This is a genomic window from Methylomonas sp. DH-1, assembly GCF_046097555.1.
GTDB classification, from domain to species: domain Bacteria; phylum Pseudomonadota; class Gammaproteobacteria; order Methylococcales; family Methylomonadaceae; genus Methylomonas; species Methylomonas koyamae.
In genome coordinates, this window is the sequence record NZ_CP143089.1 from 4,314,716 (window position 1) to 4,335,309 (window position 20,594).

Annotated in this window: 22 protein-coding genes; 12 read left to right on the top strand and 10 right to left on the bottom strand. The window is 55.5% G+C overall.

Annotated elements, in window-relative coordinates:
• Positions 1–112: 112 nt before the first annotated feature.
• Together nhaD and VXJ35_RS19745 are read left to right on the top strand one after the other, a co-directional pair.
• Positions 113–1,549 (top strand): sodium:proton antiporter NhaD, encoded by a 1,437-nt coding sequence (gene nhaD / locus VXJ35_RS19740; protein ID WP_064022873.1) that lies wholly within the window; start codon positions 113–115, stop codon positions 1,547–1,549.
• Between the two features lie 429 nt (positions 1,550–1,978).
• Entirely contained in the window at positions 1,979–2,188 is a 210-nt protein-coding gene (locus VXJ35_RS19745) for a cold-shock protein (RefSeq protein ID WP_054760518.1), read from the top strand.
• Positions 2,189–2,225: 37 nt separating this feature from the next.
• On the opposite strand, the gene rimO is transcribed toward VXJ35_RS19745, so the two are convergent.
• From rimO to VXJ35_RS19765, 4 genes are read right to left on the bottom strand one after another with little or no spacing between them, the layout of a single operon-like run.
• A complete protein-coding gene (gene rimO, locus VXJ35_RS19750) occupies positions 2,226–3,536 on the bottom strand; it encodes a 30S ribosomal protein S12 methylthiotransferase RimO (protein WP_064022874.1) in 1,311 nt (436 codons plus the stop codon).
• 18 nt (positions 3,537–3,554) lie between these two features.
• Positions 3,555–3,887 carry a TusE/DsrC/DsvC family sulfur relay protein gene (locus tag VXJ35_RS19755; RefSeq protein ID WP_197485042.1) on the bottom strand — a complete coding sequence of 111 codons (333 nt, stop codon included), beginning with the start codon at positions 3,885–3,887 and terminating at the stop codon, positions 3,555–3,557.
• The gene (gene tusB, locus VXJ35_RS19760; protein WP_054760515.1) at positions 3,878–4,171 is read right to left on the bottom strand and encodes a sulfurtransferase complex subunit TusB; all 294 of its coding nucleotides are present in this window, start codon (positions 4,169–4,171) and stop codon (positions 3,878–3,880) included. Before tusB ends, VXJ35_RS19755 begins: the two co-directional genes overlap by 10 nt.
• Entirely contained in the window at positions 4,171–4,491 is a 321-nt protein-coding gene (locus VXJ35_RS19765) for a multidrug efflux SMR transporter (RefSeq protein ID WP_054760514.1), read from the bottom strand. Before VXJ35_RS19765 ends, tusB begins: the two co-directional genes overlap by 1 nt.
• Positions 4,492–4,570: 79 nt before the next feature.
• Between VXJ35_RS19765 and VXJ35_RS19770 the strand changes: the two genes are divergently transcribed.
• The 5 genes from VXJ35_RS19770 to VXJ35_RS19790 all read left to right on the top strand — a co-directional run bounded on the left by VXJ35_RS19770 (position 4,571) and on the right by VXJ35_RS19790 (position 10,308).
• On the top strand, positions 4,571–5,326 hold the full coding sequence (locus VXJ35_RS19770) for a flagellar brake protein (RefSeq protein WP_064022876.1): 756 nt from the start codon (positions 4,571–4,573) through the stop codon (positions 5,324–5,326).
• Positions 5,327–5,435: 109 nt separating this feature from the next.
• Positions 5,436–8,882, top strand: a complete 3,447-nt coding sequence (mfd, locus tag VXJ35_RS19775; protein ID WP_064022877.1) for a transcription-repair coupling factor — start codon at positions 5,436–5,438, stop codon at positions 8,880–8,882.
• Between the two features lie 15 nt (positions 8,883–8,897).
• Entirely contained in the window at positions 8,898–9,086 is a 189-nt protein-coding gene (locus VXJ35_RS19780; protein WP_064023617.1) for a hypothetical protein, read from the top strand.
• Positions 9,080–9,241, top strand: a complete 162-nt coding sequence (locus VXJ35_RS19785) for a type II toxin-antitoxin system RelE/ParE family toxin (protein WP_082881014.1) — start codon at positions 9,080–9,082, stop codon at positions 9,239–9,241. The genes VXJ35_RS19780 and VXJ35_RS19785 overlap by 7 nt, the downstream gene beginning before the upstream one ends.
• Before the next feature lie 197 nt (positions 9,242–9,438).
• On the top strand, positions 9,439–10,308 hold the full coding sequence (locus VXJ35_RS19790; protein WP_064022878.1) for a GIY-YIG nuclease family protein: 870 nt from the start codon (positions 9,439–9,441) through the stop codon (positions 10,306–10,308).
• A 91-nt stretch (positions 10,309–10,399) separates the two neighbouring features.
• Here VXJ35_RS19790 and VXJ35_RS19795 read toward each other — a convergent pair whose 3' ends face one another.
• Both VXJ35_RS19795 and VXJ35_RS19800 read right to left on the bottom strand, forming a co-directional pair.
• Complete coding sequence (locus VXJ35_RS19795) at positions 10,400–10,777, bottom strand: lipocalin family protein (protein WP_064022879.1); 378 nt, start codon at positions 10,775–10,777, stop codon at positions 10,400–10,402.
• Positions 10,778–10,967: 190 nt separating this feature from the next.
• The gene (locus tag VXJ35_RS19800; RefSeq protein ID WP_064022880.1) at positions 10,968–11,426 is read right to left on the bottom strand and encodes a hypothetical protein; all 459 of its coding nucleotides are present in this window, start codon (positions 11,424–11,426) and stop codon (positions 10,968–10,970) included.
• Positions 11,427–11,493: 67 nt separating this feature from the next.
• On the opposite strand from VXJ35_RS19800, the gene VXJ35_RS19805 reads away from it, so the two are divergent.
• Positions 11,494–11,910 (top strand): DUF805 domain-containing protein, encoded by a 417-nt coding sequence (locus VXJ35_RS19805; protein WP_064022881.1) that lies wholly within the window; start codon positions 11,494–11,496, stop codon positions 11,908–11,910.
• A gap of 67 nt (positions 11,911–11,977) precedes the next feature.
• On the opposite strand, the gene VXJ35_RS19810 is transcribed toward VXJ35_RS19805, so the two are convergent.
• The 4 genes from VXJ35_RS19810 to orn form a co-directional block, all read right to left on the bottom strand.
• A complete protein-coding gene (locus VXJ35_RS19810) occupies positions 11,978–12,367 on the bottom strand; it encodes a group 1 truncated hemoglobin (RefSeq protein ID WP_064022882.1) in 390 nt (129 codons plus the stop codon).
• Between the two features lie 157 nt (positions 12,368–12,524).
• Complete coding sequence (serS, locus tag VXJ35_RS19815; RefSeq protein WP_064022883.1) at positions 12,525–13,796, bottom strand: serine--tRNA ligase; 1,272 nt, start codon at positions 13,794–13,796, stop codon at positions 12,525–12,527.
• Positions 13,797–13,837: 41 nt separating this feature from the next.
• Positions 13,838–14,545 (bottom strand): fluoride efflux transporter CrcB, encoded by a 708-nt coding sequence (crcB, locus tag VXJ35_RS19820; protein WP_064022884.1) that lies wholly within the window; start codon positions 14,543–14,545, stop codon positions 13,838–13,840.
• The gene (gene orn / locus VXJ35_RS19825; protein ID WP_064022885.1) at positions 14,545–15,090 is read right to left on the bottom strand and encodes an oligoribonuclease; all 546 of its coding nucleotides are present in this window, start codon (positions 15,088–15,090) and stop codon (positions 14,545–14,547) included. The genes crcB and orn overlap by 1 nt, the downstream gene beginning before the upstream one ends.
• A gap of 89 nt (positions 15,091–15,179) precedes the next feature.
• Between orn and VXJ35_RS19830 the strand changes: the two genes are divergently transcribed.
• The 4 genes from VXJ35_RS19830 (at position 15,180) to VXJ35_RS19845 (ending at position 20,570) form a co-directional block, all read left to right on the top strand.
• A complete protein-coding gene (locus VXJ35_RS19830) occupies positions 15,180–16,430 on the top strand; it encodes a M48 family metallopeptidase (RefSeq protein ID WP_064022886.1) in 1,251 nt (416 codons plus the stop codon).
• Positions 16,430–17,320: a ribosome small subunit-dependent GTPase A gene (gene rsgA, locus VXJ35_RS19835; protein WP_064022887.1), complete on the top strand. Its 891-nt coding sequence runs from the start codon at positions 16,430–16,432 to the stop codon at positions 17,318–17,320. The genes VXJ35_RS19830 and rsgA overlap by 1 nt, the downstream gene beginning before the upstream one ends.
• Positions 17,321–17,442: 122 nt before the next feature.
• On the top strand, positions 17,443–19,455 hold the full coding sequence (locus VXJ35_RS19840; RefSeq protein ID WP_064022888.1) for an alpha-ketoacid dehydrogenase subunit alpha/beta: 2,013 nt from the start codon (positions 17,443–17,445) through the stop codon (positions 19,453–19,455).
• Between the two features lie 8 nt (positions 19,456–19,463).
• Entirely contained in the window at positions 19,464–20,570 is a 1,107-nt protein-coding gene (locus tag VXJ35_RS19845) for a 2-oxo acid dehydrogenase subunit E2 (protein ID WP_064022889.1), read from the top strand.
• Positions 20,571–20,594 lie beyond the last annotated feature (24 nt).

Genomic DNA, 20,594 nt, shown 5'->3' on the forward strand with positions numbered 1-20,594 from the left:
ACAACATAAGCCCGCATTCCGGCTCCGGCTGGAAACGCGGGCCGCTTTCGCGGCTAAGGAACTCGGTACCGCCGCGACAGTCTGGGCTTCAAATTCTGAAAGGAGTTCGCTCGTGTTACTACGTATTTCGTTGTTTCTGCTATTTGCTTGCTCGCCAACCCTAATTTGGGCCAGCAACGAACCCACCGCCTCCCATGTACTCGATTTGACCCACCACTGGGTAGGCTACCTCGCCATTTGCATTTTCTCGCTGGCCTACACCCTGGCTATGACCGAGGAAGTCACGGAACTCAACAAATCCAAACCGATGGTGCTCGCGGCGAGCTTGATCTGGGCGTTTATCGCCGGCGTCTACGTTAACGGCGGCATGCGCGAGGAGGCAGGTCAAGCCTTTCGCGCCGCGCTGATCGGCTACGCCGAGCTGTTTTTGTTCATCATGGTGTCGATGGCCTATTTGAACGCGATGGAAAATCGCGGGGTGTTCGATAATTTGCGGGTCTGGCTGCTGAGCAAAGGCTTCAGCTACCGCAAGCTATTCTGGATAACCGGATTCATGTCGTTTTTCATGTCGTCGGTGTGCAATAACCTGACGACGGCGCTGTTGATGGGTGCCGTGATCATGGCGATGGGCAAGGACAACCGGCGTTTCGTGACCTTGGCTTCGGTCAATGTGGTGGTGGCGACCAACGCCGGCGGCTCGTTCAGCCCGTTCGGCGATATCACAACGTTGCTGGTCTGGCAGAGCGGCGTGGTGCCGTTCGCCGATTTCTTCTCGCTGTTCATCCCGGCAATCGTCAATTTTGCGTTGCCGGCTATCGTCATGCATTTCTGGATTCCGCGCGAATTTCCGGCGGCAGTGGGCAAAGCGCCGACCATGAAGCGCGGCGCGCTGGCGATGATCGTCCTGTTTTTGTTGACCATCATCACCGCAGTCTGCTTCGAGAACTTCCTGAAATTACCGCCCGCCGCGGGCATGCTGGCCGGCCTGACTTATCTGAAATTTCTCGGTTATTACCTGCAAAAAACCGAAGACAAGAGCAAAGGCAGCGATTTTGCCCACGTTTACAAGCTGTTTCAGGTTGAGTTGCCGGCCACGCAGCAAAACCAAAGTTTCGACGTATTCAAGAGCGTCGCCCACCTGGAATGGGACACCTTACTGTTTTTCTACGGCGTCATGATGAGCGTCGGCGGTTTGAGTTTCATCGGTTATTTGACGATGGCCTCCAACGTGCTTTACATCGGCATGGACCCGACGATTGCCAACATTCTGGTCGGCATTTTTTCCGCCTTCATCGATAACGGCACGATTATGTTTGCAGTACTGACGATGCACCCGGACATCTCGCAAGGCCAATGGCTGCTGGTGACGTTGACCGCCGGCGTCGGCGGCAGCCTGTTGGCGATCGGGTCGGCAGCCGGCGTCGGCCTGATGGGGCAAATGAAGGGTATTTATACCTTTAGCAGCCATTTGAAATGGATGCCGGTGATTCTACTGGGCTTCTTCGGCAGTATCGCCGCCCATTTCCTGCTCAACGGCCATTATTTCTGAGCCACAATCGGCAGCAAGGGATTGCTGCCCGATAGGGCAATTGCCAAAAACATCGGATTTGTATCGCTTTTTGCAACACGTCATTTGGCGCTAGCTTCCACCGCCGCCAGCCGCCCCTGCCGGACGCACCGAAAGAATATTTATTTATTTTTCAAAGCGTTAAACCCAGCCCATCTTACCGAAACCGTCTCCCGCCGCCCGCGACCGCCGCAAACATTCGGCAAGCCCGCCACATGCCAGGCAAAAATCGCTTTACTTTTTGTGGATAGCCGCAGCGAGCCATGTATAATGCAACCGATTTAGCTCGGTATCGTTGTCGCTTTTCAAGCTCGCAATAGGATCAACAAACTTTGTTTTCCGCTTACCCGCTTTAGTCACAAACCCTAGTTACAAACCAGCGAATAGCACTTTATAAAGCAAGAGAAATTTATGTCAGTTCAAGTAGAAGGCAAAGTTAAATGGTTCAACGATGAAAAAGGTTTCGGCTTCATCGAACAAGAGGGCGGCAAAGACGTGTTTGTGCATTTCAGCGCAATCAATGGCAGCGGCCGCAGAACTTTGAAAGAAGGCCAAAAAGTCACGATGGAAGTGACCAACGGCCAAAAAGGTCCGCAAGCGGAAAACGTTACTCCGTTATAAATCCGATAAAAAAGCCGCCTCACCAGCGGCTTTTTTGTTAGACCAGTCTGGCCCAAAGGTCGTATTCGTCGGCGTCCTCGATTTCGACGTCGACGAATTCCCCGACCTGAAGATGGCTGGCGCCATCGATGAACACCTGCCCGTCGATTTCGGGGGCGTCGCTTCTGCTGCGTGCCACCGCGCCTTCTTCGACCACTTCGTCGACCAACACGGTCTCCCGATTGCCTATCCGCCGCTTTAAGCGTTCGGCACTGATTGCAGCCTGATGCTCCATGAAACGCGCCAACCGTTCCTGCTTAACTTCTTCCGCCACCGCATCCGGTAACGCGTTTGCCGCCGCTCCCTTGACCGGCGAATAAGCAAAACAACCGACTCGGTCCATTTGCGCTTCCGTCAAAAATTGCAATAGTTCTTCGAATTCCCGCTCGGTTTCGCCGGGGAAACCGACGATAAACGTACTGCGTATGGTTAAATCCGGACAAATTTCGCGCCATACACGAATGCGCTCCAGATTGTTTTCCGCTGCGGCCGGCCGCTTCATCAACTTCAAAATCCGGCTGCTGGCGTGTTGAAACGGGATATCCAGGTACGGCAGGATTTTCCCGTCGGCCATCAGCGGCACCACGTCGTCGACATGCGGATAGGGATAGACGTAATGCATCCGCACCCAAATCCCGAGCTCGCCCAAGGCCGCCGCCAAATCTTTGAAGCGGGTTTGGTAGTCGCGGCCACGCCACGACCGGCTTTGGTAGTGCAAATCCAAACCGTAAGCGCTGGTATCCTGCGACACGATCAACAGCTCTTTAACGCCCGCGCCAGCCAGCTTCTCGGCCTCGACCATCACATCGTCGAGCGGCCTGCTGACCAGGTCGCCACGCATCGACGGAATGATGCAAAAGGTACAACGGTGGTTGCAGCCTTCCGAAATCTTCAAGTAGGCATAATGCTTGGGCGTCAATTTAATGCCTTGCGGCGGCAACAGCTCCAGGAAGGGATTGTGCGCCGGCGGCAAATGTTCGTGCACCGCTTCCAGCACTTCGTCGGTGGCGTGAGCGCCGGTGATTTTCAGCACTTGCGGGTGCCGCGCCAGAATTTCGTCCTGCCGCGCGCCTAGACAACCGGTAACGATAACCTTACCGTTTTCGGCCAGGGCTTCGCCGATGCTGTCCAGCGACTCTTCCACCGCTGCATCGATAAAACCGCACGTATTGACGATGACCAGATCGGAATCCTTGTAATTCGGCGACACCTGGTAACCCTCGGTGCGTAAGCGGGTCAGAATCTGTTCGCTATCGACCAGGGCTTTCGGACACCCCAAACTAATAAAACCAACACGCGGATTACTCATCAAATTCTCTCGAAAACGTTATAAACAGGTAGGCGGCTTCGGCAAGCCGGCAATTTTGCAGGCGTATTTCAGCGGACCTTTGGGAAATAGTTTTTGCAGATAACGGCTGTTGCCTTTGTCTTCGCCGAATTGTTTACGCACCGCGGCGACAAACATCCTGGCGTTGGGCAAATGCTTAAAGCGCGCGTAGTAGTCGCGAATGAAATACAGGATTTCCCAATGGGCATCCTCCAGCTCCATTGCCTCGGCCAGCGCCAACGCCTTGGCGACGTTTGGATTCCATTGCCCTGGGTCGCGCAAGAAACCGTCTGCCGTGGTTTCCAAACCCGCGCCGTCGTGTTTCAACACCAGGAATGGATCGCCGGATGCTTGACGGTTAACTCGACCAAGCCGGCGTAGTCTATCGCTTCGATCCCGGGCAACAAGCGATCCGCCGCCAAGCCGTGAGCCGCGACCATATCCCGCATCGCATACAACTTGCAGGATCGATCCAATGCCCGTTGCAACAAGCGGTTATCCCGGTGGCCGCGCAACGCACTACAGACCGTGGCATCCAGCAGCACGATCTCGTCGCCCGGCGCCATTCTCTCGAATAGCTCGGCCTGTAGCGGCGCTTGCGACAACAAATGCAACATCACTCGGCGTGGGTCAATTTCAGGCCGACGATGCCCACGACAATAAACATAATCGACGCCAGCCGCACCCAGTCGGCCGGCTCCTTGAACCACACCACGCCGATCACGGCGACCCCGACCGCGCCCATGCCGGTCCACACCGCGTAGGCGGTTCCCAACGGCAAAGTGCGGATAGCCAACATCAACAAATAAAAACTGCCGATACCGGAGATCCCGGTCACCACGCTCGGCCACAGCTTGGTAAAGCCATCGTTAAACTTCAGACTTACCGCAAACACGATTTCCGAACAACCAGCGGCCAACAATAGCAACCAACCCATCAAAACCCCTGCCTTTGGACTATAATCGCCGTTATTTTACAATAGCGCTTTCCGCAAACTGCAATATTTAGCAACCTTAATGGAAAAAGAATCCGATTATCTTGTTAGAAACGCCAAATTGGTTTACGGCCACCTGACCGATCTGGTAAAGAAAAAGTGCATTATTTCCGCGCACTTTGGCGAACACAACCAATCGTTTTTAACCACGATTATCGATCTCGACCAGAAAGCCAACCTGTTGACGCTCGACGTGGCGCCCACCGAGTTGCTGAACAAGCAGTTGCTGAATTCGCCCAAAGTCCTGTTCCGCACCGAATTCGACGGCATCAAGGTGTCGTTCCGCGGCAAATCGATCAAGAAATCGCAAAGCGACGGCCATCCGGTGTTCGCCATGCCGATACCGGATGCGATTTTCTGGATGCAACGCCGCCAGTTTTACCGGATTAAGATACCTCTGTCCCATATCAACAGCGTGTGCCAAATCGAATTCACCGCGCCGCGCGATCCCGACAACGCCGAGCCTGTCACTTCGAAAGGCGTTTTCAGACTGGTAGACCTCAGCATTTCCGGATTTGCCTTTCTGAATCCCGACCCGCAATTCGACAAATTCCTCAACCCGGAAGATAAGCACGAAGGCTGCATGATTTATCTGCACGACGGCGGCCAAGCCAAAATCAGTTTCGAGATCAAGGAAATTACCAAGGTCAGAGCGACCATGACCGCCACGCAACTGCGGGTCGGTTGCCGGTTCACCGATATTCCGCAGGCATTCGAATCCAACATTCAGCGCTATATGCAGGATATCGAAATCCAACAGAAAAACTTGGCCGGATAGAGAACACGGCCGCCGAGCGGAATTCCGCCCGGCGGCCGTTTCCGGCCACTCCGCTTACCAGTTAGCCTTTATTTTTTAAGTTCTTACCGCCATTGCCCGTCTAGTTGCCATGACCGCCTCTCCGCTACGCCTCCCCGAATTACCGAAACAAAGCGCACAGGTGCAAATCTGGCGCGGCCTAGCCGGCTGCGGCGATGCTTTAGCGCTGGCCAACGCGATCGCCGGCGAAAAGCGCCTGGCCGTCATCGTCACGCCGGACACGCAAACCGCGTTGCGCCTGGAACACGAATTGGCCTTTTTCCTCGATAACGCTTTCCCGATCCTGCAATTCCCGGATTGGGAAACCCTGCCCTACGACGTGTTCTCGCCGCTGCCGGAAATCGTTTCCGAACGTCTGCGCACGCTGGCCTTATTACCGGAAACCAAGCGCGGCGCGCTGATCGTACCGATCTCGACCTTAATGCACCGGCTGGCGCCGCGCGAACACATCCTCGCGCATAGCTTTGCCATCGAAGTCGGCGGCACCTTAAACCTGGAACTAACCCGCGCCAAACTGGAGGCGGTAGGCTACCAATGCGTGTCTCAGGTCTACCAGCACGGCGAATTCGCGGTACGCGGTTCGATTCTGGACCTGTTCCCGATGGGTTCGAAACAGCCCTACCGCATCGAACTGTTCGACGACGACGTCGAATCGATCCGCAGCTTCGATCCCGATACGCAAATGTCGCAAGACAAAATGCAGAAGGTCGAGTTGTTTCCCGCTCGCGAATTTCCGTTTACCGACGAAGCGATCAAACGCTTCCGCCAGGCCTTCCGCGAACAATTCCCGGACGCGTCGCCGAAGAATAATCTGTACCTGGACGTTTCCAAGCAAATCGCTCCGGCCGGTATCGAGTACTACTTGCCGCTGTTCGTCGAGCGCACCGAATCGCTGTTCGATTATTTACCTAAGACCGCGCTATTCGTGTTGCCGGCCGAGTTCGAAACCGGTGCCGGCCAGTTCTACGCCGAAGCCGAAGAGCGTTACCAACAACGCAAGTACGATATCGATAGGCCGCTGCTGCCGCCGCAACGCTTGTTCTTATCCGCCGACGAGTTGGTTGGCAAAACCGGCAGTTTCAGCCGGATCGTGCTGGACTACCAGGGCGAACTAGGCGAATCGCTGCATTGCCAAGCATTGCCCGATGTCGCTATCGATAGCCGCTTGAAAGAGCCGGCGCAACGCCTGCGTCAGTTTATCGAAGGCTTTGCCGGCAAAATCCTGTTCGTCGCCGAAACCGCCGGCCACCGCGAAGGCCTGATCGAAAAACTGAAAAGCGTCAAACTGGCCGCGAAACAGGTGCAGAGCTGGGCGGAGTTTTTGGGCAGCGAACAATCGCCGTGCATCGTCGTAGCACCGATGGACCACGGGCTGTTGCTCGAAGAACCTCCTCTGGCCATCGTCACCGAGAGCCAGCTCAGCGGCGAAAAAGTCCAGCAGCGCCGGCGCCGGGCCAAGTCCGCGGCTCGGGCGCTGGAAAACATCTTCAATAACCTCGACGAATTGACCATCGGCTCGCCGGTGGTGCACCAGGAACACGGCGTCGGCCGTTACCTGGGCTTGCAGACCTTGACCGTCGGCGGCATCGAAGCCGAGTTCCTGATGCTGGAATACGCCGGCGGCGACAAGATTTACGTGCCGGTAGCCTCCCTGCATTTGATCGGCCGCTATTCCGGGGTCAGCGCCGAAAACGCGCCGCTGCACAAACTCGGTACCGAGCAATGGAGCAAGGCCAAGCAAAAAGCCATGGAGCGGGCGCGCGACGTGGCCGCCGAATTGCTCGACATCCACGCCAAACGCGCGGCGCGCGGCGGCTTCGCTTTCAACGTCGAAGACGCCGATTACAACGCCTTCGCCGCTGCCTTCCCGTTCGAGGAAACGCCTGATCAACTCAGTGCCATCGACGCCATTCTGCAGGATATGGCCTCGCCGCAACCCATGGATCGAGTGGTGTGCGGCGACGTCGGCTTCGGCAAGACCGAAGTGGCGATGCGCGCGGCCTTCGTCGCGGTGCAAAGCGGCAAGCAGGTCGCGGTGCTGGTGCCCACCACGCTACTGGCGCAACAGCATTATCAAAACTTCCGCGACCGCTTCGCCGACTGGCCGGTGCGCATCGAAGTCACCTCGCGCTTCGTCACCGCCAAGCAGCAAAATGCAATCGCCGACGATCTGGCCGAAGGCAAGGTCGACATTGTCATCGGCACTCACAAATTGCTGTCCAAGGAGATGAAATACAAAGCTCTGGGCCTGGTAATCATCGACGAGGAGCATCGTTTCGGCGTTACTCAGAAAGAGCATTTCAAGAAGCTGCGCTCCGAACTGGACTTGTTGACGCTGACCGCGACGCCAATCCCAAGAACGTTGAATATGGCGATGTCCGGCCTGCGCGACATTTCCATCATCGCCACGCCGCCGCCGAATCGCCACGCCATCAAGACTTTCGTCAGCGAATGGATAGACTCGCAAGTGCAGGAAGCCTGCCAGCGCGAAATCAAGCGCGGTGGTCAGGTATTCTTCCTGCACAACGACGTCAAGACCATGGACAAGATGATGCGCGAGCTGGCCGAACTGGTGCCGGAAGCGCGGATTCAGATCGCCCACGGCCAGATGGCGGAACGCGAGCTGGAGCAGATCATGCTGGATTTTTACCACCAGCGCTTCAACCTGCTGATCGCCACGACCATTATCGAGAGCGGCATCGACATCCCCAGCGCCAACACCATCGTCATCAACCGCGCCGATAAGTTGGGTCTGGCCCAGTTGCACCAGTTGCGCGGTCGGGTCGGCCGGTCGCACCATCGCGCCTATTGCTATTGCATCGTGCCGCCGAAAACCTTGATGACCAAGGACGCCATCAAGCGCCTGGAAGCCTTCGAAACTTCGGGCGAACTCGGCGCCGGTTTCATGCTGTCCTCGCACGACATGGAGATTCGCGGCGCCGGCGAGTTGCTAGGCGACGAGCAAAGCGGCCAGATTCAAGAAATCGGCTTTACCTTGTACACCGAACTGTTGGAACGCGCGGTCAAGGCTTTGAAATCCGGCAAACAACCGGAATTGGACGCGCCGCTGGATTACGGCCCGGAAGTGGACTTGCAAGTTGCCACGTTGATTCCGGAAGATTATTTGCCGGACATCCACGCCCGACTGGTGTTGTACAAACGCATCGCCAGCGCCGAAACCGAAGAGGATTTGCGCAAACTCAAAATCGAAATGATCGACCGTTTCGGCCTGTTGCCGGATCAGGTCAAAGCTTTGTTCGCGGTCACCGAACTGAAACAACAAGCGGCTCACTTGGGCATCAGGAAAATCGAAGCCCACGCCAGCGGCGGCCGCATCGTCTTCACCGCCACGCCGCAGATCGATACCGGCGAGTTGATTTTGATGATTCAAAGCCAGTCGCAGGTGTATAAATTCGACGGCGCCGATAAATTACGCTTTACCCAGACCTTTAAGGACATGGAGGATAAGGTGGCGTTTTTGCAGAAGTTGTTGATACGATTGAGTCCAAAATCTTAATTTTTGGAGGGCGATATGCGGCAGAGCCAAACCGCTAAACAGGAAGCCATCGCCGCCATTAACCTGTTGCCCGATACGGTGGATTTCGAAGAAATCGTGTACCGGCTCTATGTTCTTAACAAGATACATCAGGGACTACGAGATGTTGAGCAAGGCAACGACATCGCTAGCGAGCAATTACTGCATGAAATCGAACAATGGTAATTTGGACGCCTCGCGCCAAAAACAATCTAAAAGCCATCCATGATTACATCGCGCAAGATTCGCCACTTACCACCAAACGCCTTGTCCGCGAATTGATACAAAAAACCGGCGAGTTGCTAGCCGCTCCGTACATCGGCAAAAGATGCCGGAGTTAGATCAACAGGAATTACTCGAAATCGGCATGTATTCCTGGCGAATTATCTACCAAATTCGGTTCAATCAAATCTCTGTCGTCACAGTCGTTTATAAACTCCGAGATTTCAAAACTACGGATTTATCTATAACTCAATAAATTGGAAATTCAAGGAAGCAACAATTTTCAAATGCTAATACAAAAGATGGAGGTTGAAACATGTTGACACTGGTAGATTTATTCAAACATTACGATTTAAATCCCGCCGAAATAAAACTCGTCAGACACGGCACCGAAAAAACGGTCGAAAAGAACCTTTCCAACCCAAATATCTTGGAATTTTTTCAGACCAAACGCGAACAGTTCTGCGATTATCAGAGCTTTCAACTGCCGAAAAAATTTGACAAAGCTAAACATATTGCGGCCTTCGCACGAACACGCGGTACTACGGCTCTATTCTTGGGCATTTGGGATGTAAAAGGCCACCTACCTGTTAGCGACTTTGACGAACAGCTTTTACGCCGCTTCGCGGATTGTAAGAAACAATACGGCTGGACAGACGATATGGTTTGCTACGACTTAATACCAAATCCAAAAATGGAAGAACTATCTCAACGATTAGTCATCGACTGGGGTAAAGGGACGTTAGCCTGGGTACAAAATGGCTCTACAACCAAAAACATCCTTGAAATCAAACCGAAAAACTCAATTGATCAATTCAAATCCTACGACGAAGTCCTTTTAGGCTATCAAGATTTGAAACAATTGCTCAACGATGCTGCCGCTAACTCCGAATGGGTCATTAAATTGTCTGCGGTCAAAGGCGTTTATCTGATCAGAGACCGCTTAAAAGGAAAACTTTACGTCGGCTCGGCCTACGGAGACAAAGGTATTTACGGACGCTGGGCCGAATACGCGAGAAATGGGCATGGAAACAATCAACAACTCAAAGAACTCGACTATTACCATTTTGAATTCTCGATTCTGGAAACCCTACCCTTCGGTTTTGAAGATGACGCAGTCATTGCTCGAGAAAACCGTTGGAAAGAAAGGTTAGGCACTCTAGAATTCGGTTTGAACAGTAATTAAAGACGGCATCCAGAATAATCGCGACGATCCGCCACACAGAAATTAAATCAAGCGGCTTGCTTGCGCAAAGCCGCCCTACAGTTTATTGAATCTATTTCTTATTAAAGTGATAAATATCCCCAAACTTGCCTTTCAAGGTCATCGTTTTGTCGTCTTTTTCGACCAACGAAAATACGTCGAATTTGTCGGACCGGCCCAATAGCGAAATCTTTAATTTGCCGTTTTCCACTTCGTAATTGACCGGCGATTGGTCGTAATAGGTGCCGTCGCGCGGGATATGAGTAATCGTGACCTTGCCGGCGTTGAACGCCCAAGTATCTTCCCGTTTGATCGTCTCCTGGGCGCTGGCCGACTTCTTGGTGTACTCCAACTTCCAGCTCCCTTGAATTTCGTCGCTGGATTGCAACGGAACGTCGGCAAAACCCTGGCCGGCCATTGCCAATAACAGCACTGCCCAATATTTTTTCATGTCGCTCTCCCCGTTTTGATAAACATAGAGCGTCAGGATTGTACGCTCAGTTTTCCGGAAAGTATCCTTATTCATTTCCAGCAGTGTGGTTTTAGTTCAGCGCTCGGCAACATACCCGACGCAGCTGCTTAGCAGGCTTAACCACTGCCCGGCCGATGGCACCAAACCGAGCGAATCGGCCAGCCCATGGCTATTGCTCCGAATTACTCGGATAGCTATAAATTGCCTGCCCGTTCGCTTTATCGACGTAAACCATGTCCACCGTGGCTATCGGTACCGAAGGCACTAACATCGGATAGCTGTGTATGCCGCGGTTATAGGCGGGATCGTCGTAAAGCACCTGCACCGCCGCCGATGCGGGGTGTCCGGAACCGACTGCGCGGTCGCCATGGGCAACTGCCGCTCCGGAAAACAAGCCAGCGGCGATAACGATGGTTTTGATAATGTTTGTAGTTTTCATGATTGTTCTCCCGGTGATATTGGAATCGCCTGTTGCGCCAAAATTTAGGCGTTCCGGCTTGGAGAGCATTCTGGACAAGTTGAAAAAATAAATAAAATCGATTGTTTTTATAACGACAATAGCAATTTTGAATAGACCGCCCCCGGCTTGACACAACGCCACGGCGAGAGGCCAGCGCAGAATCCGCACGGCCGGAAAATGCGGTTTCCGTTAAAATTGCCGGCCTATTGGTTAATATTCCCGGATCAAATCATCCATGCTGCGCTACGGTCGCTCTCGATACAATGCGTTAGGCCTGCCCTGTTTGGCCAACGCTGCACTACTGGTCTATGGGCTGGAACTAAAGTTGGGAGTATTCCCGGAGGGTTTTATTGAGCGTGGTTACTGGTTGCTGGCCGCCGGCTTGGGCCTATTCGGTGCGACGGCGATGATCAAGCGCGCCCGCGACATCGGCTCGTCGGCATGGGGAATATTGCTGGGATTTTTATTCGCAGCACCGCTGATGCTGCTGATCGGGATTGTGTTGTGTTTCGTGCCGAGCAATCCGGATGCGGACCGTCTGGAACCGGCTCCAGAGCCGGCAACAACCAAACTTTGGTTGCTGGGCGGCGGCTTGTGCGTGCTACCTTGGCTTGCCGTGCTGGCGCTCCGTTACTGGGGAGGCATTTTGTGACATTCCGCCGCGCCGATTGACGCCGCCACACTACCGGCAAAGGCCGGCGGCAATGGCGGCAAACAGCTTATTTACCCAACACTTCGCCTCTGACGCTCTCTACCAGAGCCGCCGCTTCGGCAATCAGTTCCTGCGGAACGTTCAATTCGGTCATCGTCGCGCCCAGATGCTCCATGACGGCATCGTAGTGCGAGTCGTTCAGCCCCATTTTGACCAGGCGGGCGTGGCCGTCGCGCAAGGAGCGGCCGGTGTAATTATTCGGCCCACCGAAAGCCACCGTCATAAACGCTTTCAAATGTTCGACCTGTTTCGCCATGTCGGTTTTCTCGAAAAACCGATTGATGCGGAAATCGCCCAACACTTTGCCGTAAAACAAATCGACTGCGGCATTGACCGCCGCCTCGCCGCCGATTCTTTCGTATAACGATGGCCCTTGCACTTCGTTCGCTTCACTCATGGTTACCCCTCCTCTGTATTTGGTTATTATCGAGGCCGGAGCCGATACGGCAAGCCTTTGATTTTGCCCAGGTTACCAGCCTCGGCGCGAATGATAACCCAGGATAGTTTCGCCTCCAAACTATTTCGGCGACACCAAAGACCGGACAAAGCGTAAGTTATTGAATCTTTTCGAGACCGCCCATATATGGCCGTAACGCTTCCGGCACCGTGATCGAGCCGTCTTCGTTTTGGTAATTCTCGATGATTGCAATCAAGGTACGGCCGGCAGCCAATCCGGAGCCGTTCAAGGTATGCACCAACTCCGGCTTGCCGGTTTCCGGGTTGCGCCAACGCGCTTGCAGGCGGCGGGCCTGGAAGTCCTTGAAATTGCTGCAGGACGAAATTTCCCGGTATTTTTGCTGGCCCGGCAGCCACACTTCCAGATCGTAGGTTTTAGACGACGAGAAGCCGGTGTCGCCGGCACACAGCAGGACCTTGCGGTACGGCAGATTCAATATTTGCAGAATCTTTTCGGCATGAGCGGTCAGCTCTTCGTGAGCCAGGGCCGATTGTTCCGGCGCCGTGATCTGCACCAATTCCACTTTCTCGAACTGGTGCTGGCGAATCATGCCGCGCACGTCGCTGCCGTAGGCGCCGGCTTCGCTGCGGAAACACGGCGAATGGCAGACGAATTTCAGCGGCATTTGTTTGGCGTCGACGATGACGTCGCGGACGATATTGGTGACCGGTACTTCGGCGGTCGGAATCAAGTAAAACGTCGGATCGTTTTTGACGGTAAACAGATCGGCTTCGAACTTGGGCAACTGGCCGGTGCCGCGCAAGCTGTCGGCATTGGCCATGAACGGCACATAAGTTTCCTGGTAACCGTGTTCGTTGATGTGGGTATTCAGCATCAGTTGAATGATCGCCCGTTGCAAGGTCGCCAGTTTGCCGGCCAACACGACGAAGCGGGCGCTGGCAATTTTGGCGCCCAATTCGAAGTTCATACCCAACGGCTCGCCCAAATCGACGTGGTCCTTCGGCGTAAAATCGAACTGGCGCGGCTCGCCCCAGCGGCTGATTTCGACATTGTCGGCATCGCTTTTGCCGGCCGGCACCGATTCGTCGAGAATGTTAGGAATGCCTTCCAACAGCGTGTTCAGTTGCGTCTGAATAGCATTTAGCTCGCTTTCCGCCGCCTTCAACTGGTCGCCCAAATCGGCCACTTGGTCCAGCAAGGGCTGGATGTCCTCGCCCTTGGCTTTGGCTTGGCCGATGGCTTTGGAGCGGGTGTTGCGCTCGTTCTGCAAATCCTGGGTTTTAACCTGAATATCCTTGCGCCGATCTTCGAGTGCCTGGTAAGCGGCGGCATCGAATTGAAAACCGCGTCTTTGCAACTGTTGCACGACCAATTCCAGGTCGCTTCTGAACAAACGGGGATCTAACATGGTTACAGCTATCCTGAATTAATGATGGGAAAAAACGACGCTTATACCTGCTTGCCCAGCCACAAGCCGAACCACAACGCGGCACCGCAAAACAGCAGGTTGCCCAGAAACACCGTTAACATGGCGTCGATATGCGATTCGAACGAATGTCCGCTTTCCAGCAGATACAAAATCAAATACAAACCGGACAGAGTCAGGAATACGCCGATCAGCAGCGTCACCAAAATCGCCCGGTGCTCAATGGAAATTTCAAGTTTATGCAGCAATATCGTGGCGACGATGCCGATCAGAAAGGCGCCGATGCCGTTTACCACAGTCAACGCGTACGGATATGGCCAATCGCCGATACGCACGGCGCCCTGGCCGTAGAAAAACAAGCCCTTACCTAAAGACAGGCCGGCCCAGACCGCCAACAGGCAACCCAAGACGCTGACCGCGATATTCAGTCCGGCTTTGCCGATTTGGCCTTGTTCCAGCAGATAAAAGGTTTCCAGCGAAAAACTGGAGAAGGTTGTGAAACCGCCCATGACGCCGGCCAAAATCGCCGTGCGGTATTCCAAGGCGATTGCCAAGCGTTGCAGAATCAAGGCTTCCGACATCAAGCCGATCAGGAACGACCCGATTAGATTGACCGTTAGCGTGCCGTACGGAAAGCCGCGGCCGAGCCACAGGTAAACGCCGCTGGATGCCAGATAGCGCAGCAGGGAACCGATGGCACCGCCCAACGCGACGGCAAATAGTTGCAGCATCAGAACTTGAAGAAAGTTTCCCGGTAATAACGCAGCTCATCGATCGACTCGATAATGTCGTCGAGCGCTTTATGGGAAGCCTGTTTGTTGAATCCATCTCTGACCTGCGGCGCCCAGCGTGCGGCCAGTTCCTTAACGGTGGATACGTCCAGGTTGCGGTAATGGAAAAACGCTTCCAGTTTAGGCATGTAACGGTACAAAAACCGCCGGTCCTGGCAAATGCTGTTGCCGCACATCGGCGAGGTTCCGGCCGGCAGCCATTGTTGCAGGAAATCCAAGGTGCGGCGTTCGGCTTCGGCGGCGTCGATATCGGAATCCTTGACCCGCTGAATCAGCCCGGATTCGCCGTGGTGCTGCTGGTTCCATTCATCCATCGCCGCCAGCGCGTCATCGGACTGGTGTACCGCCATGACCGGGCCTTGCGCCAGCACATTCAGATTCTTATCGGTGACCACCGTGGCAATTTCAATGATCAAATCGTTGTCGGGATCCAAGCCGGTCATTTCCAAATCGATCCAGATCAGATTGTCCTTATCTTGAGCCATTGCGTTTCTATGTTATTAATAATGTTGCGGCGGATTGTAGCATTAGCTAATCTGTACCGCTAATTGTTAACCCCACCTATCTTGGCTTGATGAACACGTTTACCGGCATATTTTTATTAGCTTTCGTCCTCTCCTACGGCACCCAATTCTGGCTTGCCAGACGCCAAAAAAATCATGTTTTGCAGCACCGGGACCAAGTGCCCGCCGCATTCCGGGATCGGGTAACCTTGGCCGCCCACCAGAAAGCCGCCGATTACACGATCGAAAAAGGCAAATTGCACGATGTCGACAGCGTGGTCGGTATGGTATTTCTGCTGGCGTTGACCCTAGGCGGCGGCATCAGCCTGGTGTTCGACTTCTGGTCGACCTTCGATTTGTCGCCGCTGACCGCTGACTTGGCGGCGATGGCCAGCATCTTTTTGCTAATGACGGTGGTCGAAATCCCGTTCAGCTTGTACCAAACCTTCGTCATCGAAGAGAAGTTCGGCTTCAACAAAAACACCATCCCGCAGTTCGCCAAAGACCAACTGTTGTCCTTTGGTCTGACGCTGGCCATCGGCCTGCCGGTCCTGGCGCTGATCCTGTGGGTTATGGACAGCATCGGCAGCCTTTGGTGGCTATATGCCTGGGCGATTCTGATGAGTTTTTCGTTGCTGATGAGCTGGCTGTTTCCGACCTTGATCGCGCCGTTGTTCAATAAATTCGAGCCGATGCAGGAAGGCTCGTTAAAACAGCGGATCCAAGGCTTGCTGGAGCGCTGCGGCTTCAGCAGCAAAGGCATTTTCATCATGGACGGCTCGCGCCGCTCCGGCCACGGCAACGCCTATTTCACCGGCTTGGGCAACAATAAGCGCATCGTGTTTTTCGATACCCTGGTCAATTCGTTGGACGAAGAAGAATTGGAAGCGGTTCTGGCCCACGAACTCGGCCACTTCAAATGCAAGCACACCATCAAGATGCTGGTAGCCTCGTCGATCATGACGCTGATCAGTTTCGCGGTGTTAGGCTGGCTGATCACCCAGGACTGGTTCTTCGACGGCTTGGGCGTCACCACCCATTCCAACGCCGCCGCTTTATTGCTGTTCATGCTGGTGTCGCCGGTGTTCACCACCTTTATGCAACCGATCAGCGCCTATTTCCAACGCAAGTTCGAATTCGAAGCCGACGACTTTGCTACCCGCAACGCGCAGGGCAGAAAAATGATCAGCGGTTTGGTCAAACTCTATGAAGAAAACGCCAGCACGTTGACGCCCGATCCTTTGTATTCGGCTTTCCATTACAGCCATCCGCCGGCGGCGATCCGCATCGCCCACATCGAACAAAAAATGCAGTCCGCTTGATGGCCGAGCTGCACCAAGGCTTGGTCGTTTCCCACCTCGGCAAGGGCATCGCCGTCGAGGTCGGGGAACAAACCGTGCTGTGCCAAACCCTGCGCAAGCTGGATACCGTCGTCGTCGGCGACCAAGTCTTACTGTCCTTATCCGGCCCTGAACAAGGCCGCATCGAACAAATCCTGCCGCGGCGCTCGGTATTGCAACGCCCCAGCCGCGGCGACCAGGTCCGGCCGGTGGCCGCCAATCTGGATACGATTTTTGTCGTGTTCGCCGCCGAACCCGAGTGCGATTTTCTATTATTGGACCAGTATTTGGCCATTTGCGAAAACTGCAATATCGACGCCGCCTTGGTATTCAACAAGATCGACATCCCGTGCAGCGCATCGGTTGCGGCGGAATTGAAAATATACGAAAGCCAGGGTTACCGGGTGTACCGGGTCAGTGCCAAACAGCACGCCGGCATCGAAGAATTAAAGCAAATATTGCAAGGACAAACCGCCATGTTCGCCGGCCAATCCGGCGTCGGCAAATCGTCGCTGACCAACGCGTTGTTACCGGACCGAACCCTACGCACCAATAGCGTCTCCGCGACCACCCGCCACGGCCGCCATACCACGACCGCCGCGACTCTTTACCATTTACCGGACGGCGGCGATTTGATCGACAGCCCCGGCGTGGCGATTTTCGGCCTAGCCGGCCTTTCCGAAGCGCAACTGGCATGGGGTTACCGCGATTTCCAGCCCTACATCGGCAATTGCAAATTCAACGATTGCCGCCATGCCGGCGATAAGGACTGCGCAGTCCGGGCCGCGGCCGAATCCGGCGCGATATCGCCCAGCCGTTACCAGCGCTTTTTGAAATTGCGGGAAAAAATGCCACCCGGCAATCGGCTATAGTTACGGCGCATATGTTGAACTCACCCGCCTCTGCGAAGCGTCTGCCGGCTTGCGCCGCGGCCCGGCCTTAGCGTAAATTAGCGCTTTTAACCCGAGTCGTCCCCGGCGCCTGGAACCAGCACATGGAAATCAGCCAAAAATCAACCGATCAGGCAATTCTGGCTTGGGCTAGAGACGATCACGGCAAACCGCAAATAGCGCTCGATCCGGAAAGCCTTTACCGTTACGGCCATCTGATTCGGTTGACCGAACAACTGGTCCTCGACCAGTTTTCCCGCGGCCTGGTTTCCGGCACCACACATACCTGCATCGGCCAGGAATTAACGGCGATGTCGGTCGTGCGAGCGCTCAACCATCCCGACGACGCCGTGCTGTCCAACCACCGCAACCACGGCCACTTTTTGACCTATTCCGGCGATTTCGTCGGCTTGGTCGCCGAAATCATGGGCCGCGAAGCCGGCGCCTGCGGCGGCTGGGGCGGCAGCCAGCATTTGGTGCACCGGCATTTTCACAGCAACGGCGTTCAGGGCGGCATGCTGGGTATCGGCGCCGGTTTGGCTTTAGCGCGCAAACTGCACAACAGCGACGGCATCGTCGCGGCCATTATCGGCGACGGCACGCTGGGTCAGGGCCTGGTTTACGAAGCAATGAATCTGGCGTCGGTCTGGAATGCGCCATTGCTCGTTGTCGTGGAAAATAACGGCATTGCCCAAACCACCGTTAGCAGCCATACCCTGGGCGGCGACATCGAAGCCCGCGGCGCGGCGTTCGGCCTGCCTACTTGGCGCTTGGCCGACGACGATCCGGAATTTTTGGCGAAAGTCGACGGCGTCGTCAACACGGTCCGCGGCAGGCGCGGCCCCGGCTTTCTAGTTATCGACACCCGGCGCATGGGCCCGCACAGCAAGGGCGACGATTTGCGCGACCCCGAGGAGTTGGAGCAAATACGCAACCGCGACCCGCTGGCGGCGCTCGGGCGGCTTCTGCCGGCAGACGTCCGCAATGCCATCGAATCAAACAATCGCCAGTTCGTAGAGGCCGTGCGCCAAGCCGCCGACGCCTCTCCGGAAGCCTGCCTCCGCGAAACTCCGGCCCATATTTTCGAGCAACCGGCTCAACCGGAACCCATGTCCGTTCCGGAAGTTTCGGCCGGCAGCAACGTCCGCCAGGCCATCAACAGCACATTGCGCCATTTGCTCGACTCGGATAAGCGCGTTTTGGTGATCGGCGAAGATTTGCACGATCCCTACGGCGGCGCCTTCAAGGTTACCCAAGGTTTATCGACCGATTTTCCCGGAAGGGTGATTTCCACGCCGATCAGCGAAGCCGGCATCACCGGCGCGGCAATCGGTTTGGCGCTGGACGGCTACCTGCCGATCGTGGAAATCATGTTCGCCGACTTCCTGACGCTTTGCATGGATCAACTGTTGAACCATGCCGTCAAATTTCCCGGCATGTTCCCGGACGTCTCGGTGCCGCTAGTGATCCGCACCCCGTGTGGCGGACGGCGCGGTTACGGCCCGACCCATAGCCAAAGCCCCGAGCACCTGTTCACCGCTGTTCCGGGTTTGACCGTAGCCTACCCCAGCCATCGCCACGACGTATCCGGCTTGCTGGCCAACGCCGTGCAACGTTGGCATTATCCGGTGCTGTTCCTGGAACACAAATTACTGTACGGCGAAAAACTGGATCCGGCCGACTATACTGCCCTGGATAGTACCGACGATGTCGCCACCGAGCTGTTTCCAACGCTCAGGCGCGGCGCCGACGATCCCGATGTGACGCTAGTGGCCTACGGCGGCATGCTGCCGATTGCCGAGGCCGTAGCCAGGCGCCTGGAAACCGAAGAGGAACTGGCGGTGGAAATCGTCGCCCCCGCCTTGCTGTCGCCGTTGCCGCGCGACTCGATGATAGGCCATCTGCTCGAGCGGCAAACCGTCGTTGTCGTCGAAGAATCGCACCACGATTTCGGCGTCAGCGCCGAAATTGCCGCCGCTCTACTCGAATCGGGTTTTAGCGGCCAACTGTTGCGCATCGGCACGCCGCCGGTACCGATCGCTTCGGCACGCAGCCTGGAACGAAGCATCATTCCCGACGAACAATCCATCATCGACCAAATTCTCGACCTTTTCTAAGGATTGCCATGGCCAGCTACCAGACCGTCCCTTGCGTCAATATCAACGACGAATTCGTCGACATCGTCAGCATCGACGTCAAACCGGGCCAATACGTCAACAGCGGCGACATCGTCGCCACGGTCGAAACCGACAAATCGATGATCGACGTGGTGGCGGAGCAAGCCGGTTACGTATTGAGAATCGACGGCACCGAAAAAGAAAAAGCCCGGGTCGGCTCGATCCTGTTTTGGTTGGGCGAAGCGGCGGACGACCCGATTCCCGAGCAAGCATCCGATCCGGTAGCGACCGACTCCGTTACGCGGCAGCCGACCGCGAAAGCCCGGGCGCTGTTGAAGCGGTTAGGCTTGGCTACCGGAGATATTCCGAGCAGCGGCGAACGGCTATCGGTCGCGGACATCGAAACCTGGCTGGCCCGTAACGGCAAAACCGTCGCCCCAGCCGCCGGTGCCGCACCGATTGCTCGCCAGGACCCGATGCCGGCTGTTAATGGCGAATTGGAAACGCTCTCCTCGGAAGCGGCCGGCATGCTGCAGGCGGTCACCTGGCACCGCGACCACGCCGCGGCCGGCTACATCGAAATGGAATACGATCCCGAACCGTGGGAAGAGTATGCCGCCGCCTATGCCGCCGAACACAAATTGATGTTATCGCCGCTGCTGCCGCTGTTGGCCTTCCACCTGGCCCAGCTAGGCCGCGAACGCCCGACCATCAACTCCACCATCGTCAACGGCCAACGCTACCAATATCGGCCGGTCAATTTGGGATTTACGGTCCAAGCCGGCAACATGCTGTATTTGACCGTGGTCCGCGATACCCAGGACATGGATACCGCCCAGTTCATCGGCGCCTTGGGCGAAGTGCAACGCCATGCCATGGGCCACAAGTTGCCGCCGCAGGAAGCCTCCGGTGCAACTTTGTCGTTTTCCAGCATGGCCCGTTGGAACGTTAGCCGCCATATTCCGATTTTGCCGCCGCAAACCTCGCTGATCGTCGCCCATGCCGCGCCGAAAAACGCCGGCCATGCCGTGTTAGCCGCCAGCTACGACCACCGCGTGCTAACCGGCTTCGATGTCGCCCAAGTCTTGCAAGCTTTGTCGCAACCGCCCAAATAACCCCAAACCTGAAGAGAAATACTG

Bases quoted from the DNA above. Each gene is read 5' to 3' on its own strand.
- serS (WP_064022883.1), bottom strand. From the start codon at position 13,796: ATGTTAGATCCCCGTTTGTTCAGAAGCGACCTGGAATTGGTCGTGCAA.
- VXJ35_RS19795 (WP_064022879.1), bottom strand. From the start codon at position 10,777: ATGAAAAAATATTGGGCAGTGCTGTTATTGGCAATGGCCGGCCAGGGT.
- VXJ35_RS19770 (WP_064022876.1), top strand. From the start codon at position 4,571: ATGGAAAAAGAATCCGATTATCTTGTTAGAAACGCCAAATTGGTTTAC.
- mfd (WP_064022877.1), top strand. From the start codon at position 5,436: ATGACCGCCTCTCCGCTACGCCTCCCCGAATTACCGAAACAAAGCGCA.
- VXJ35_RS19785 (WP_082881014.1), top strand. From the start codon at position 9,080: ATGGTAATTTGGACGCCTCGCGCCAAAAACAATCTAAAAGCCATCCAT.
- VXJ35_RS19805 (WP_064022881.1), top strand. From the start codon at position 11,494: ATGCTGCGCTACGGTCGCTCTCGATACAATGCGTTAGGCCTGCCCTGT.
- rsgA (WP_064022887.1), top strand. From the start codon at position 16,430: ATGGCCGAGCTGCACCAAGGCTTGGTCGTTTCCCACCTCGGCAAGGGC.
- crcB (WP_064022884.1), bottom strand. From the start codon at position 14,545: ATGCTGCAACTATTTGCCGTCGCGTTGGGCGGTGCCATCGGTTCCCTG.
- VXJ35_RS19790 (WP_064022878.1), top strand. From the start codon at position 9,439: ATGTTGACACTGGTAGATTTATTCAAACATTACGATTTAAATCCCGCC.
- VXJ35_RS19765 (WP_054760514.1), bottom strand. From the start codon at position 4,491: ATGGGTTGGTTGCTATTGTTGGCCGCTGGTTGTTCGGAAATCGTGTTT.
- orn (WP_064022885.1), bottom strand. From the start codon at position 15,090: ATGGCTCAAGATAAGGACAATCTGATCTGGATCGATTTGGAAATGACC.
- VXJ35_RS19810 (WP_064022882.1), bottom strand. From the start codon at position 12,367: ATGAGTGAAGCGAACGAAGTGCAAGGGCCATCGTTATACGAAAGAATC.
- VXJ35_RS19840 (WP_064022888.1), top strand. From the start codon at position 17,443: ATGGAAATCAGCCAAAAATCAACCGATCAGGCAATTCTGGCTTGGGCT.
- tusB (WP_054760515.1), bottom strand. From the start codon at position 4,171: ATGTTGCATTTGTTGTCGCAAGCGCCGCTACAGGCCGAGCTATTCGAG.
- rimO (WP_064022874.1), bottom strand. From the start codon at position 3,536: ATGAGTAATCCGCGTGTTGGTTTTATTAGTTTGGGGTGTCCGAAAGCC.
- VXJ35_RS19830 (WP_064022886.1), top strand. From the start codon at position 15,180: ATGAACACGTTTACCGGCATATTTTTATTAGCTTTCGTCCTCTCCTAC.
- VXJ35_RS19845 (WP_064022889.1), top strand. From the start codon at position 19,464: ATGGCCAGCTACCAGACCGTCCCTTGCGTCAATATCAACGACGAATTC.
- VXJ35_RS19780 (WP_064023617.1), top strand. From the start codon at position 8,898: ATGCGGCAGAGCCAAACCGCTAAACAGGAAGCCATCGCCGCCATTAAC.
- VXJ35_RS19745 (WP_054760518.1), top strand. From the start codon at position 1,979: ATGTCAGTTCAAGTAGAAGGCAAAGTTAAATGGTTCAACGATGAAAAA.